The 13,202-nt window shown below is 37.4% G+C and carries 11 protein-coding genes; 2 read left to right on the top strand and 9 right to left on the bottom strand.

The features are described 5' to 3' along the window. Positions 1-52: 52 nt before the first annotated feature. The 3 genes from dat to pepV all read right to left on the bottom strand — a co-directional run bounded on the left by dat (position 53) and on the right by pepV (position 3,761). Positions 53-904, bottom strand: a complete 852-nt coding sequence (dat, locus tag MHH85_RS02490; RefSeq protein WP_340705845.1) for a D-amino-acid transaminase — start codon at positions 902-904, stop codon at positions 53-55. 136 nt (positions 905-1,040) lie between these two features. After that, a complete protein-coding gene (locus tag MHH85_RS02485; RefSeq protein WP_340705844.1) occupies positions 1,041-2,255 on the bottom strand; it encodes a right-handed parallel beta-helix repeat-containing protein in 1,215 nt (404 codons plus the stop codon). A gap of 114 nt (positions 2,256-2,369) precedes the next feature. After that, the gene (gene pepV, locus MHH85_RS02480; protein WP_340705843.1) at positions 2,370-3,761 is read right to left on the bottom strand and encodes a dipeptidase PepV; all 1,392 of its coding nucleotides are present in this window, start codon (positions 3,759-3,761) and stop codon (positions 2,370-2,372) included. A gap of 343 nt (positions 3,762-4,104) precedes the next feature. Here pepV and MHH85_RS02475 point away from each other — a divergent pair, with 343 nt between their 5' ends. Further along, complete coding sequence (locus MHH85_RS02475) at positions 4,105-4,326, top strand: DeoR family transcriptional regulator (RefSeq protein ID WP_038187960.1); 222 nt, start codon at positions 4,105-4,107, stop codon at positions 4,324-4,326. A gap of 170 nt (positions 4,327-4,496) precedes the next feature. Here MHH85_RS02475 and MHH85_RS02470 read toward each other — a convergent pair whose 3' ends face one another. Together MHH85_RS02470 and MHH85_RS02465 are read right to left on the bottom strand one after the other, a co-directional pair. Next, positions 4,497-5,204 (bottom strand): pseudouridine synthase, encoded by a 708-nt coding sequence (locus tag MHH85_RS02470; RefSeq protein ID WP_193740757.1) that lies wholly within the window; start codon positions 5,202-5,204, stop codon positions 4,497-4,499. Positions 5,205-5,213: 9 nt separating this feature from the next. After that, on the bottom strand, positions 5,214-6,821 hold the full coding sequence (locus MHH85_RS02465; RefSeq protein WP_193740758.1) for a putative polysaccharide biosynthesis protein: 1,608 nt from the start codon (positions 6,819-6,821) through the stop codon (positions 5,214-5,216). Between the two features lie 125 nt (positions 6,822-6,946). Between MHH85_RS02465 and MHH85_RS02460 the strand changes: the two genes are divergently transcribed. After that, positions 6,947-8,206 carry a BaiN/RdsA family NAD(P)/FAD-dependent oxidoreductase gene (locus MHH85_RS02460; RefSeq protein WP_340705842.1) on the top strand — a complete coding sequence of 420 codons (1,260 nt, stop codon included), beginning with the start codon at positions 6,947-6,949 and terminating at the stop codon, positions 8,204-8,206. Between the two features lie 130 nt (positions 8,207-8,336). On the opposite strand, the gene MHH85_RS02455 is transcribed toward MHH85_RS02460, so the two are convergent. Genes MHH85_RS02455 through MHH85_RS02440 form a run of 4 tightly spaced genes read right to left on the bottom strand, consistent with a single transcriptional unit; the run spans position 8,337 to position 13,085 of the window. Beyond that, positions 8,337-9,485: an acyl-CoA dehydrogenase family protein gene (locus MHH85_RS02455; RefSeq protein WP_340705841.1), complete on the bottom strand. Its 1,149-nt coding sequence runs from the start codon at positions 9,483-9,485 to the stop codon at positions 8,337-8,339. 12 nt (positions 9,486-9,497) lie between these two features. Continuing rightward, the gene (locus tag MHH85_RS02450; RefSeq protein ID WP_340705840.1) at positions 9,498-10,649 is read right to left on the bottom strand and encodes a thiolase family protein; all 1,152 of its coding nucleotides are present in this window, start codon (positions 10,647-10,649) and stop codon (positions 9,498-9,500) included. A 23-nt stretch (positions 10,650-10,672) separates the two neighbouring features. Then, complete coding sequence (locus MHH85_RS02445; RefSeq protein ID WP_340705839.1) at positions 10,673-11,452, bottom strand: enoyl-CoA hydratase/isomerase family protein; 780 nt, start codon at positions 11,450-11,452, stop codon at positions 10,673-10,675. A gap of 55 nt (positions 11,453-11,507) precedes the next feature. Next, positions 11,508-13,085, bottom strand: coding sequence for a long-chain-fatty-acid--CoA ligase (locus tag MHH85_RS02440; protein WP_340705838.1), 1,578 nt, complete (start codon positions 13,083-13,085; stop codon positions 11,508-11,510). Positions 13,086-13,202: the final 117 nt, after the last annotated feature.

Genomic DNA, 13,202 nt, shown 5'->3' with positions numbered 1-13,202 from the left:
AAAAATAGAGAAGGCGTTGATTTCGCCCCCTCTATCTCTATATTTTGTAAAATTATAAGGACCCTAGCTGTTGTACACGTGCATCAAAGGCAGCTTGTAATTTTCTAGTCCATTCACCTGGTTTCCCATTACCTATAATGTTGTCATCAATTTGAATAATAGGCGTAATTTCAGAGCTTGTTGAAGACATAAAGAATTCATCCATGTCTATTGCTTGCCCTGTTGTGAATGCTTCTTCTTTAACAGATAAACCAATTTCTTCACAAAGAGACATTATAACTCTTCTTGTAATCCCATTTAGGATTAAATTGTTAGTTGGATGTGTATAAAGTACACCATCTTTTATACCATACATATTTGAAGAAGAACCTTCAGTTACAATTTCACCACGATGTTGGATTGCTTCGTAGTAACCTGCTTGTTGTGCAGCTTCTTTTGCTAACACATTACCTAGTAAGTTTAAACTTTTAATATCACAACGTAACCAACGTATATCTTCTACAAATTTAGCTTTTACACCCTTTTCATACTTCTCAATTGAACGCTCACCTTTCATTGTATAAGCGATGAAGACTGGTTCAGGCGTAGGCGTTGGGAATGCATGTGCACGAGGTGAAGAACCACGAGTAATTTGAAAATAAACATAGCCATTAACAATTTCGTTGGCTTCAATCAAATCGTAGACCATTTTATGAAGAACATCTTTTGTATATGGAATCACTATATTAATTTTTTCAGCACTTTCATAAAAACGGTCAATATGCTCAGTTACTGTGAACATTGAGCCATTATAAATTTTTATCACTTCATAGACGCCATCACCAAATTGATAGCCACGGTCTTCTATAGAAAGTTTGATTTCTTCCTCTTTTACCAAACGATCATTCCAAAGCATTGTTGTCATTCAAGCATCTCCTCAAGTTGTTTCTACACTAATTTTACTCTTAGTTATCTGCCTCATTTTTATCACAATCACAAAAAAAGCGCAATGAGTAAATATACTTCATTGCACTTTTAGGGCTGAAATTTAATTAGAGCTATTATTTTTTTAGATATACTTTTTCTGGTTTTAAGTAATTTTTAAATTCTTCATTAGATATTCGGATAAAATCTTCTTTCATGTTCTGTCCATTGTTCATAGCTAATGCTTTTTTATTCGCTTCACTTAAATCATTGAAAATAGTTTCATATTCTTCCCCTGGTCCATTATTCTGCCAAACAATAAATTGCATCGCACGGCTTACTTTAGTAAACACATTATTTTGGAAAGTAGGATTTACCGCACCACTTGCTAAAATACCACGTAAATTACCTTCATTTACATTTGTGATTGTATTATTTTCAATAACTGAGTTTGACCAGTTCATCACACGGATTGCATCTGAACGTGTATTGGAAATTTCATTGTTTCGAATAATAATACGATCATGGTATTTTCCGCCTGAATACTTATGTGTTCCAATTGCTCGGTCAAGTAGATTAAATTTATTGTTTTCTATAACTACATTGAAATTTGGTTGTGCGTCAAATTTACTCCAAATTTGGCTCCAACCGCTTGTTTTCGCATCTGGTGTATCAATGTTGATGGCTTCTTTATTATAGCCCATATAGTTTCTAGAGCCGTCAAATGTACAGTTTTTCACAACTACGTTTTTTGAAGCATCCATCTCAATAAAATGTCCCGAGTACATATTTAAAAATGTAATATTATCTACAACTATGTTTTGGTTATGCCCCATAATAATCGAGATAGCAGAAAGGTCATAATCCATATCAATCGTTACTTCTCCATGACCAATTAAGGAAATATTTTTTTCCCCTTTAAATTTGCCAAATGCATCATCTTCTTTAGCTTTAGAAGGTCTTACAAATTGGAATATTGACTTGGCTGGTTTCATGCTAGAACCCGTATCTGTTCCTTTTATTATTCTAACACCATCTTCAAATTCAATCGTTACATTTGATGGTACATAAAGTGCGTTTGTAACTGTATATGTACCTTCATTCAAAATCAGTGTTCCGCCACCCGTACTTTCTAGTTTTTCTAGATATGAACGTAACATATAATATTGCATCGTTTCACTAGTAAATGTGGAATAATTCATATAATTTTCATTGATGGGGTCTGATAAAGGAGTAACTGTGTATACAGGCTTATCCTCTGCATTTGCTGCATCTGTAGATATGTATAATAGTAGACTGAAAAATAGAACTGTTGCTCCAAATAAAATACTTATTCTCTTAACATTAAGCATTGATCTAAAATCTCCTTTATGTTGAGTATAATATATAATAAACCCCCATCCGAATATTGGAAAGGGGGTTAATATTTAGTGTACTATACTTTTCCATTTCAAAAAAGGTAAATCTTACTTCGTTGCAAGTTCGACAATGGCATCTGCATAAATAGCAGCAGCCTTCACTAAGTTTTCAACTACCACAAATTCATCTGCCTGGTGCGCGATATCAGGCTCACCTGGAAATAGCATACCAAAAGCTACACCTGTTTTTAATTCACGTGCGTAAGTACCACCACCAATGGATAATAACTCGGCTTTTTCCCCAGTATTACGCTCATAAACTTTAATTAGTTTCTGGATTAACTCTTCTTTTTCATCTACATAATGAGGAGCTGAGTTTTCTGCTATATCTAATGCAAAGCCATTTTTAGCAAGCTGTTGTTGAGCTGCAGTTATTTTTTCATTATATGGATATGTGACAGAATAGCGCAAACTTACTTGCACTTCTCCACCTTTCCCAGCTTCGAATGATACTACCCCTGCGTTCAGTGTAGTATCTCCAGACATATCATCATGGAAATCTAGTCCTAGAGCATGGCCACGCGTTTCTTCACCAAATGCAGTTACTATAAACTGTACAAACTCTTTTGATCCTGAAGTGGTTAATTGTGTATTCAAGAATGCCGCTAATTTTACCGCTGCATTCACACCATCATTTGGCTCCATTGCGTGAGCAGATTTCCCCTTAATAGAAACATTAAACACTTCAGATACTTTTTCAATCGCCCCATGTAAGCTCTCTTGTTGTAAATATGCTTGAAATGCTGCTTCAAAATCAGCAGATACATTATGAATTTCGGCTGTTGCATTATCAGGTACCATATTCGTACGATGACCTGCTTTGAAAGAAATTAATTGTTCGTTTTCAGCTATTTTTTGCAGTTGGCTAAATACTAATACAGCTATTCCTTTTTCAGCATTAATAATTGGAAAATCAGCATCTGGAGCAAATCCTAAAGTAGGCATTTCTTCTTTTTCAAAATAGCGAGTTACACAACGAAATCCAGTTTCTTCATCAGAACCGATAATTAATCGTACTCGACGATCTAGTTGAACCCCAGCATCCTTCACCATTTTCATAGCAAGCCAAGCAGCCATTGTTGGTCCTTTGTCATCAATTGCCCCTCGTCCAAATAATTTGCCATCCTCTACAACACCACCAAACGGAGGATGTTTCCAATCACTCCCTGCAGGTACTACATCAACATGACAAAGGATTCCGACTAGTTCTTCACCTTGTCCCATTTCAATATGCCCTGCCATATTATCGATATTCTTTGTCTTCAACCCTTGCTCTTCACCTTTTTGTAATAGCCATTTCATAGCTTTTAATGGACCTTCACCAAAAGGTGCTTCTGCTGTAATTGTTGTTTCATCTAAAACACTTTCTATTTGTACTAATTCCTGCAATTCTTTAATCAATTCATCTTGTCTTTCTTGAGCTTGTTTTAACCAATTCAAATTTATTCCTCCTTACACTTTTCATAAATCCATTTTACACGGTTACTTACTTCGAAGATAGAAATAACATAGACTTAGGAAAAACACGAACATTTTACCATTTAAACCATAAAATAATTCGTAAATGACTATGAACATACTGTTACAACTTTGTAAATCCAAACAAAACGTTGGAAAAGTATAAGATTTTTCGTTATAATCGAATTGTCAGACAATCACATTCTGACGATCAACTAAGAGAAGGGGATGTCTAAGGCAAAAGAAAAAAAGCCTGAAATACATCGCATATATTATCGTCCGCTAGTCTTTGCCATGAGAATTAAGATGAAGGAGTGGTTCAACTTTGAAACCAACTACTGATCGGATGCTCAATCGAATTAAAGATGTGTATATGTACATTCTTAGCAATGGGACTGTAACTACACAAGATTTAGTCGATGAATTCGGCATTACTCCTCGCACCATTCAAAGAGATTTGAATGTGTTAGCCTTTAATGACTTGGTAGAAAGCCCAAGTCGAGGTAACTGGACAACGACGCGTAAAAAAGTGAAAATGACATCATAGAACCATTCGACGAGTTAGATCTCACGCTTTTCGTTGAACAAGACGTTAACATTTGCCTTTATTAAGATTTATCATGCTGATTGCAAAAACGTCTTTTCAAAACTACTTTTAATTTTATTACATGTAAAAAAAGAATGACCATGCTGCGTCGCTTGGTCATTCTTTTTGTTTTAGGATTTTAAGCTATTTAATTCTTCCTCAGTTAACTCGCGGTATTCACCAAGTTCTAATTGCTCATCTAATTTTAATGACCCCATTGATAAACGTTTTAAATACGTCACCTTTTTTCCAACCGACTCAAACATACGCTTCACCTGATGGAATTTCCCTTCTGAAATCGTCAATTCAATTTCAGATGTAGGACCAGCATTTAAAATAACTAGTTCACCAGGCTTTGTCATATAGCCATCTTCTAACATTACTCCTCTAGAAAATGCTTCAATATCAGCTTCTGTTACTTCACCATCGATTTGCGCATAGTACACTTTCGGAACATGCTTTTTCGGTGACAGTAAATTATGTGTCAATCCACCGTCATTTGTGATTAACAGTAAACCTTCTGTATCTTTATCTAAACGCCCTACAGGGAACGGTTCAAAATGTGCATGAAAAGGATCTAGTAAGTCGATAACTGTCTGATCATGCAAGTCTTCTGTTGCTGAAATTACACCCGGTGGCTTGTGCATCATTAAGTAAATGAACTCTTGATAATGCACACGCTCACCAAGTACTGACACATTTTGTTTTACAGGGTCTACATGTTTTGATACATCTTTTGCTACTTCGCCATCAACAGTTACTGCTTTCATTTTCAGCAATTGTTTAACTTCTTTACGCGAGCCGTAGCCCATATTTGATAGTAATTTATCTAAGCGCATTTTTTCCTCCTACATGCCAAGCTTGCGTGAAATTCTTGTAATTCGTTCTCCTAATAGTTTTTGGGCTAAGCCAACTCTTAGAGAACAATATCCGTATACGACGACTCCTACAGTTGCACAAATCGTTAAGTATAGTAGTGCTTGCCATTTTGTTTCTGCCACACCCATTAACAATAATAGTTTATGGACGATGATAACAGTAGCAGCCATTATGGCAGTTAAAATAGTAATTAAGATTGAGCGTCTAATAACAACAAATGATTTGTAATTTAACGCTTTTTTCAGGACGACCATATTGATGGCGATTGATACTGTATAGCCAATCGCAGTCGCAATGATTGCGCCTTTTGCTTGGAATGCTTCAATTAGTGGTATATTGACGATAAGTTTTACTAAAATCCCTGTTAATAAACTGAAGACAATCCACTTTTGATAATCGATTCCTTGTAATAGGGCTGCTGTCACTTGGAAAAAAGCAAATAAAATAGCTACTGGTGCGTATGCTGCTAAAATACTCGCTCCCATTGCATCATTTGAATATAACAAATGATAAATATCTTTAGACAGTATCGAGATTCCAACTACAGCTGGTAAAGTGACAAATAATAAAATTTGATACGTTTTATCCATCGCTTGAATAAGTTGTGTATGCTCTCTGTTTATGAAATACTTTGTAATTGTTGGAATTAAAGCCATTGAAAACCCTGTTGCAAGCATGACTGGAATAATAACAATTTTATGCGTTGTAAAATTCAGCATACTCAAATATAAATCCGTTACACTCGATAAACCAATGTTCCCCATAGCTGTATTAAATGTCAACATATCAACTAACTGGAATAGTGGGTTTGCCACCCCAACAAATACAAATGGAATGGAATAACGAATGACTTCGGAATAAATTTCTTTATACGATAACTTACCAGAAGAAACACTTTGAGAAAGCTTCAAATCAAACTCAGGTTTTAATCGTTTCCAATAATAATAGAGAATCAATAGTCCTCCCAGTGCTCCGATAAATGCTGAGAACACCGCAAATGAAATAGCTGTTTCTGCTAATCCTCCAAATACTTTCACAATTAAAAAAGATCCTATTAATAGCGCAATAATACGAACAATTTGCTCAATCAATTGTGAAATTGCAGTTGGTTTCATATGGTCATAACCTTGGAAAAAACCACGAACTAAACTCATAAATGGTACGACAATAAGCGCGAAACTAACCCAGCGAATAACTGATGCTATTTGAGCAACAGAAAAAACTTGCTCTTCATCTTTAATAACTAAATGTGCAATCGGCGTTGCTAATAAATAAAGGACTAAAAAGGATAAAAAACCAGTGATTGTCATGATGAGTAATCCAGACTTCACAAGTTTTCGCCCTGACTCATAATCACCTATACTATTGTATTTCGATACAAATTTTGAAACTGCAATTGGTGCGCCTGAAATCGCCACCGACAGCATTATTGTATATGGAATGTAGGCATACGAATATAACGCAACATTTTCTTGCCCTATGATGGCGTAAAACGGGAATACGTAAACGAGGCCAAGTACTTTCGATAAAAACATGCCAATGGTCAAAATGGCAGTGCTTTTCATTAATGATGACATACAACCCTTCCATTCTTCGTAAATCTAATGAACCTAAATGATAGTTTACAACTCAAAGAACAATTACTCAAATAGTTTATTTAAATCATGTATAATAAATAAAAAAAGAAAGTGAGTTCACATATATGTATGACGTCATAATAATCGGTGGGGGTCCCTCGGGCCTAATGGCTGCAATCGCTGCTGGAACTGAAAGAAAGAAAGTATTACTGCTTGAAAAAGGAACAAAATTAGGTAAGAAATTAGCTATCTCAGGAGGCGGTCGCTGTAATGTCACAAATCGTCTACCTGTTGAAGAAATCGTCAAACATATTCCAGGAAATGGTCGATTCTTATATAGTCCGTTTACTGTTTATAACAATGAAGATATCATTGCCTTTTTTGAAGGCTTAGGCGTCGCTCTAAAAGAAGAAGATCATGGGCGTATGTTCCCTGTCTCCAATCGTGCACAAGACGTTGTAGACGCTATGATTAATGAATTACACCGCTTAAAAGTAGATGTTCGATTAAGTACAACCGTTAGTAAATTATTAATGGATGATGACAAAATTCTAGGTGTGCGTTTATCAAATGGCGAAGAAATACGGTCAAATGCCGTCGTAGTTGCAGTTGGTGGTAAAGCTGTACCACAAACAGGCTCGACAGGAGATGGCTATCCCTGGGCTGAGAAGGCCGGCCATACTGTAACAGATCTCTATCCAACTGAAGTTCCCCTATTATCTAACGAAAACTTCATCCGCCTTCGCGAACTACAAGGATTAGCATTACGTGATGTAGCTGTTTCTGTCCTAAACAAAAAAGGTAAACCACTAGTAACACATCAAATGGACATGCTATTTACCCACTTTGGTTTAAGTGGACCTGCCATTTTACGCTGTAGCCAATTCGTTGTAAAAGAAATGAAGAAAAACGGTGGTAACCCAGTAACTATTCGCATTCAATCATTAATGGATTACAACGAAGAATCTGCATTCCAAATGCTCTTTAAACTAGCAAAAGATGAGCCTAAAAAAGCATTAAAAAACGTGTGGAAAGGTATTGTACTTGAGCGATGGCTATTATTCCTTCTAGAGCGTGCTGGCCTTGACGCACAATCGATTGGTGCTGACCTTGCTGCAGAGAAAACACGTTTATTTGCAAAAGAGTTGGTCGCATTTGAAATGACTGTGAATGGTACACAACCATTAGAAAAAGCTTTCGTAACTGGTGGCGGAGTTTCAGTAAAAGAGATTGAGCCTAAAACAATGGCTTCTAAAAAGAAACTCGGTCTTTATTTCTGTGGTGAAATTTTAGATGTCCACGGTTATACAGGTGGTTATAATATTACTTCTGCACTTGTAACTGGGCGAATTGCTGGTATGAGTGCTGCTCAATTTACGAACTAGCTCCAATTTTTAATTCTTTCATTTCATTATTAAAGCCATTATTTCGTGAAATCGAAATAATGGCTTTTTATGTTATTTATAAGGATTTTTTATGAATTGCTTTTATTATAGATAAAAATAAGTATCGACTTTATAAACCTAAATTTTTGGCAATGATTACTTTCATGATTTCATTTGTTCCTGCGTATATAGACGCGACAGGTATATCTCTATATCTTCTAGCAATCTTATATTCTTCCATATAGCCATATCCGCCATGTAATTGCATACACTCACTGGAGATTTGCCTTGTAGATTCTGTCAGCCAATATTTCGCCATTGACACTTTTGTAACAATATCTTTACCAGCTATATGATCTTCAATTAGAGACTCAAGGAATGTTTTTCCAAGTTCAATTTTTGTCGCAATCTCTGCAATTTTAAATTGTGTATTTTGGAAAGATGATATTGATTTTCCAAAAGCTTTGCGTGATTTTATATACTCCAACGTTGTCTCCAACATATCTTCTGCAGCTATTTGAGTTGAAATAGCAACTACTAACCTTTCTTGCTGCAGTTTTTCCATTAGATAACTAAAACCTCGCCCTTCTTCACCTAATAAATTACTCACAGGGACTCTACAATCTTCAAAAAATAATTCAGCTGTGTCTTGTGCATGCAGACCGACTTTATCTAATTTGCGCCCTTTAGTAAAACCAGGCATACCATCTTCAACAACGATTAAGCTAACACCTCTATGCTTTGGTTCCGCTTGCGGATTTGTTTTAACAGCTACGACAAATAGATTGCCATTAATGCCATTTGTTATAAACGTCTTTTGACCGTTCAACACATAGTAATCACCTTCTCGAGTAGCTGTCGTTTGAATATTTGCTAAGTCTGATCCAGTTCCTGGCTCTGTCATTGCAATCGCTGTAATAGTATCGCCCGTCACACAATTCGGCAACCACCGTTTCTTCTGTTCCTGTGAAGCAAATGACTCAATATACGGAACAACAATATCATTATGTAGGCCAACTCCTACTAAACTAGTTCCTACACGTTCTAACTCTTCTGAAATAATAACATTAAAACTAAAATCTAAACCAAGACCACCATATTTCTCTTCAACTTGGGGACATAGGAAGCCCATCTCAGCAAGACTCTTCCAAAATGCAATTGGAATTATTCGATTTTTTTCCCAGGTATCATAAAAAGGTGTAGCTTCTTTTTGTAGAAACTTACGCAGCGATTCCCTGAACATCTCATGCTCTTCTGTTTCAAATCTATATCTCGTCATAAGTATTCCTCCTTACTCTATACGTTCAATAATAGTGGCATTTGCCATACCCATTCCTTCACAAATGGAAAGTAATCCGTAGCGGCCACCTGTACGTTCTAATCGATTCATCAAAGTCACTAAAAGCTTCGTTCCAGTAGCTCCTAATGGATGACCAAGTGCAATTGCCCCACCATCAGGATTTAACTTTTCAGGGTTGGCACCTACCTCTTTCAGCCAAACTAATGGAACTTGCGCAAATGCTTCATTGACTTCATATGTGTCTATTTCATCTATAGTAAGTCCTGCTTTTAAAAGCACTTTCTTAGTTGCCTCAATTGGTCCTGTTAACATTAGTGTTGGATCTGATCCTGTAACACTTCTAGCAACGATACGGACTTTCGGTTTCAAACCAAGCGCATCTGCTTTTTCACGCGACATTAGAAGAACAGCCGAAGCTCCATCACTCATCTGACTTGCATTACCTGCAGTGATCGTTCCATTTTCATCAAAAACTGTCTTCAACTCACCTAAAACTTCCACAGTAGACCCTTCACGAGGTCCTTCATCAATCGCGAAGCTCATTGTATCCCCTTTTTCTAATTGAACATCTACTGGAACAATTTCTTTTGTAAAATGCCCATTTTCGATTGCCTCAAATGCTTTTGTATGGCTTTCTGATGAATATTGATCAAGCTCCTCACGTGTTAAATTCCACTTTTCGACCATTCGTTCCGAGGACAATCCTTGATTAATAATCTCGTATTTTGCAGTTAATTTTTCACTTGGTTTTGCTTCTCTAATGTTCGAAAACATAGGTTCTCTTGTCATACTTTCTACTCCTCCAGCAATGACGATATCCATGTCCCCTGAAGCAATAGCTTGTGAAGCAAAATGGACTGCTTGTTGACTAGATCCACATTGTCTATCAATCGTGACACCCGGCACATGAATTGGGAACCCCGCAATTAGTGCTGCTGTTCGCGCAATATTACCAGCTTGTTCTCCTGATTGTGTTACACATCCTAAAATAACATCATCGACTTCAGCCTTATTTACACCTGTACGTTTTACAAGTTCATCAAGTACAACTGCGGCTAGCTCGTCTGATCTATAGCCAGAAAGCATTCCTTTTCTTCTCCCTACTGCTGTTCGTACTCCTTCTACAATTACCACTTCTGTCATTTTAATCCCACCCCTTCAATTAATTAATATCCAAGAAACTCAGCTTTTCGCTTCTCTACAAAAGCTGCTCTTCCTTCTGTGAAATCTCTAGTTTGAAATACAATAGATTGGCCATACGCTTCCATTTCTAGAACACTTTCCAAGGATGCGTGTGTAGCTTGGTGCATAATTCTTTTAGCAATACCAAATGACTTTGTCGGTCCTTTTGCCAATGAAACTGCAAGTGCTCTACCTTTTTTCACAGCTGTTCCATCTGGAACAACTTCGTTAATCAAGCCACATTCCAGCGCTTCAAGGGCCGTTACTTTTTTGCCCGTGAATACTAATTCCGCGGCTTTATGCATGCCAATCTTTTGCGGAAGGAAATATAATCCCCCCATATCAGGGATTGCTCCTACTTTTGCGAAAATCTCTGAAAATATGGCACTTTCATCCGCAACGATCAAATCACAGCAAAAAGCAATATTGCACCCTGCTCCAACTGCCGGACCATGAATCGCTGCAACAACAGGCTTTTCCATATTATAAATACCCGTAATTGCCTCATGCCCTTTTTGCAAAAACTCTTTAACTGCAACTGCATCAGTGGTGTCGATTCCAAAATCTTTCAAATCACCGCCCGAACAGAAACCCCTTCCGTTTCCATATAGTAAGACTGCTCGTATATTCTGATCATTTTTTGCCTCCGTTACCGCTGCGGCTAAATCCGATACTAATTCATAATTTACTGCATTTAACTGATCTGGCCGATTTAACTCAATTTCATAAACGCCATCTTTAGATCTAGTGATAACTGTAGACACCAAATTCCCCTCCTTTAACGAGGTCTAATGCTATGGCTAAATTTTTCATACTGAGTCATGTTGTAGTTTTTTGATTTAAATATTCTTCACGTATCACGCGCTTCAATATTTTACCTGCTCCGCTTTTTGGCAGCTCCGATAGAAATTCAATCGATTTTGGTACTTTATAATTTGAAACTATCGGACGAATGGAAGTAAGAATCTCCTCTTCTGACGCAGCAGTATCCTGTTTTAATACAACAGCAGCTCTGACAACTTCTCCCCACTGCTCGTGAGGAACACCAAATACCGCGCATTCTAATACAGCGGGGTGGCTTGATAGTGCTTGCTCAACTTCCACTGAATACACATTTTCTCCACCCGTAATAATCATGTCTTTTGCTCGGTCAACTACATAGAAAAACCCTTTTTCTTCTTTATATCCCATGTCTCCAGTAAAAAACCATCCATTCCGAAGAGCTTGCGCCGTTTCCTCAGGCAAATTCCAATAGCCCTTCATGACATTAGGACCCCTTGCGATAAATTCGCCCACTTGACCAATTGGTACCTCATTACCTTCCTCATCCACTACCTTCATTTCGATGAACTGAACAGGTTTCCCACATGAAGCAAGCCGCTTTTCCTCTTCCTTCGTCCCATTAATAATATGATCTTTCGGCTTCAAGAGAGTCAGAACCGGAGATGCTTCGGTCATGCCATATGCCTGAAACAACTGCGCGTCAGGCAACATTGTCATGGTTTTTTTTAGTAGTCCCGTAGCCATAGGTGAAGCACCGTATAACATTAACCTAAGTGAAGTTGTGTCATATTTCTCAAAATCTGCTGAATGAAGTAGCATATTAACCATCGTGGGCACTAACATAACAGCTGTCACCTGTTCTTTTTCGATGACATGCAATACATCTTTCGGTGTAAACTGGCGCACCACTGTGTGTGCCCCTCCAGCTAACGTTACCGCAAAAGTAGATGCTTGGTCCGCAAGATGGAACATAGGTGCAGCATGCAGATAAATATCACTTTCCATATATTCGAAATTCAAAGCAACATGAAGTGCATTTGTCAGCAAATTTTTATGTGTTAACATGACGCCTTTGGAGCGCCCAGTTGTCCCTCCTGTATAGAACAAACCAGCTACATCCTCTTCCTGTACGTCTTCGTAGACAAGCTCTTCTACGGACTCCCCATCAAGCAAGGCCTCATACGAATGTATATCTGAGTACTCATTTAGCTCCGGGGCATCTCGATTTTCAGCCAAAATTACATGTTTGATACCAGATACTCGCTTTTTCAGCTCGTCAACGATAGGTAAAAATTCTTTGTTGACGTATAAAATCTCTACCCCTGCATCATTTAGCACATAGGCGTTCTCTTCTAAACTAAAGCGCGTATTCAGTGGCACAACGATTCCGCCCATTGCTGTTATACCGTATATCAATTCAAGATAGCGAAAATCGTTCAGCAGGAGTAAGGCGATACGCTCTCCTTTTTTCACGCCAAATTTTTTTAGCGATTCTTTCAGTTTCGCAGTCCGCCCCTCTAATTCCTTATAACTATATCGATGATGCCCGTCGACAACTGCCAGTTTCTCTGGACAATTTCTAACCGTACTAAGTAGACTTTTTGTTAGAATCATTATCTTTCACCTCGGTATAAGTTTTTTAACGTCTAATTGTTGAAAAAAAGACTCTCTTCAAACCCGCTCCGGCTGCCACTTGATATGCGCCTATACTCAATTTATATAGTTAGTTAT

This window comes from Viridibacillus sp. FSL E2-0187, assembly GCF_038006425.1.
GTDB classification, from domain to species: domain Bacteria; phylum Bacillota; class Bacilli; order Bacillales_A; family Planococcaceae; genus Viridibacillus; species Viridibacillus arvi.
Note: the sequence above shows the minus strand (reverse complement) of the source record. Positions and strands in the feature narration are given on the sequence as shown.

Excerpts from the sequence above, each read along its gene's own strand:
- dat (WP_340705845.1), bottom strand. The coding sequence starts at position 904 with ATGACAACAATGCTTTGGAATGATCGTTTGGTAAAAGAGGAAGAAATC.
- MHH85_RS02485 (WP_340705844.1), bottom strand. The coding sequence starts at position 2,255 with ATGCTTAATGTTAAGAGAATAAGTATTTTATTTGGAGCAACAGTTCTA.
- MHH85_RS02470 (WP_193740757.1), bottom strand. The coding sequence starts at position 5,204 with ATGCGCTTAGATAAATTACTATCAAATATGGGCTACGGCTCGCGTAAA.
- MHH85_RS02465 (WP_193740758.1), bottom strand. The coding sequence starts at position 6,821 with ATGTCATCATTAATGAAAAGCACTGCCATTTTGACCATTGGCATGTTT.
- MHH85_RS02460 (WP_340705842.1), top strand. The coding sequence starts at position 6,947 with ATGTATGACGTCATAATAATCGGTGGGGGTCCCTCGGGCCTAATGGCT.
- MHH85_RS02455 (WP_340705841.1), bottom strand. The coding sequence starts at position 9,485 with ATGACGAGATATAGATTTGAAACAGAAGAGCATGAGATGTTCAGGGAA.
- MHH85_RS02450 (WP_340705840.1), bottom strand. The coding sequence starts at position 10,649 with ATGACAGAAGTGGTAATTGTAGAAGGAGTACGAACAGCAGTAGGGAGA.
- MHH85_RS02440 (WP_340705838.1), bottom strand. The coding sequence starts at position 13,085 with ATGATTCTAACAAAAAGTCTACTTAGTACGGTTAGAAATTGTCCAGAG.